A 1,254-nucleotide genomic window follows, 5' to 3' on the forward strand; every position below is an offset into this window, starting at 1 on the left:
GACCGCGAGGTCAAGCAGCCAGGAGCGGATGACGGTGCCCTCCTGCCAGGAGCGGAAGACCTCGCGGACGTCGGTGACCGAGTCCACGGCCTCCAGCAGCTCCCAGCCCTCGGCGTAGGCCTGCATCATCGCGTACTCGATGCCGTTGTGGACCATCTTCGCGAAGTGTCCGGCGCCGACCTTCCCGGCGTGTACGTAGCCGAAGTCGCCCTCCGGCTTGAGCGCGTCGAAGACGGGCTTGACGACGGCGATGTGCTCGGGGTCGCCGCCCACCATCAGGGCGTAGCCGTTTTGCAGGCCCCAGACGCCGCCGGAGACGCCCGCGTCGACGAAGCCTATGCCGCGCGCGGCCAGCTCCTCCGCGTGCTTCTCGTCGTCGGTCCAGCGGGAGTTGCCACCGTCGACCACGATGTCGCCCGGGGAGAGAAGACCGGCGAGTTCATCGATGACGGCCTGGGTGGGACCGCCGGCGGGGACCATGACCCACACCACGCGCGGCCCGTCGAGCGCGGCCACGAGCTCGGTGAGGCCGGCGACGTCGGAGAGGCCGGGGTCGCGGTCGTAGCCGATGACGGTGTGGCCCGCGCGGCGGATGCGCTCGCGCATGTTGCCGCCCATCTTGCCCAGGCCGATGAGTCCAAGCTGCATCTCAGATCTTCCTTTGCTGTTCGTGGCGCAGCGAGCGGTAGGCGGCGACCAGGGCGGCGGTGGAGGTGTCCAGACCCGGTACGGCGGCGCCCTCGGTGAGCGCCGGCTCGACCCGCCTGGCCAGGACCTTGCCGAGCTCCACGCCCCACTGGTCGAAGGAGTCGATGTTCCAGATCGCGCCCTGTACGAACACCTTGTGCTCGTACAGCGCGATCAGCTGACCCAGCACCGAGGGGGTCAGCTCGGCGGCCAGGATCGTGGTGGTGGGCTTGTTGCCGCGGAAGGTGCGGTGCGCGACCTGCTCCTCGGCGATGCCCTCGGCGCGCACCTCCTCCGCCGTCTTGCCGAACGCCAGCGCCTGGCCCTGGGCAAAGAGATTGGCCATCAGCAGATCGTGCTGGGCGGCCAGCTCGGGGCCGAGCTCCGCCACCGGCCGGGCGAAGCCGATCAGATCGGCCGGGATGAGCTTGGTGCCCTGGTGGAGCAGCTGGTAGTAGGCGTGCTGGCCGTTGGTGCCGGGGGTGCCCCAGACCACCGGGCCGGTCTGCCAGTCGACCGGATTGCCCTCGCGGTCCACCGACTTGCCGTTGGACTCCATGTCCAGCT

General features: G+C 70.0%; 1 protein-coding gene and 1 pseudogene. Both read right to left on the bottom strand.

Annotation, left to right across the window (positions count from 1 at the left end):
- On the bottom strand, positions 1 to 648 hold a 648-nt coding region (locus tag ACWDSL_RS53445), incomplete at its 3' end, for an NADP-dependent phosphogluconate dehydrogenase (RefSeq protein WP_450497026.1).
- A gap of 1 nt (position 649) precedes the next feature.
- Positions 650 to 1,254: pseudogene (locus ACWDSL_RS53450) on the bottom strand (glucose-6-phosphate isomerase); the annotation flags it as partial.

It is taken from the genome of Streptomyces sp. NPDC000941 (genome assembly GCF_053599555.1).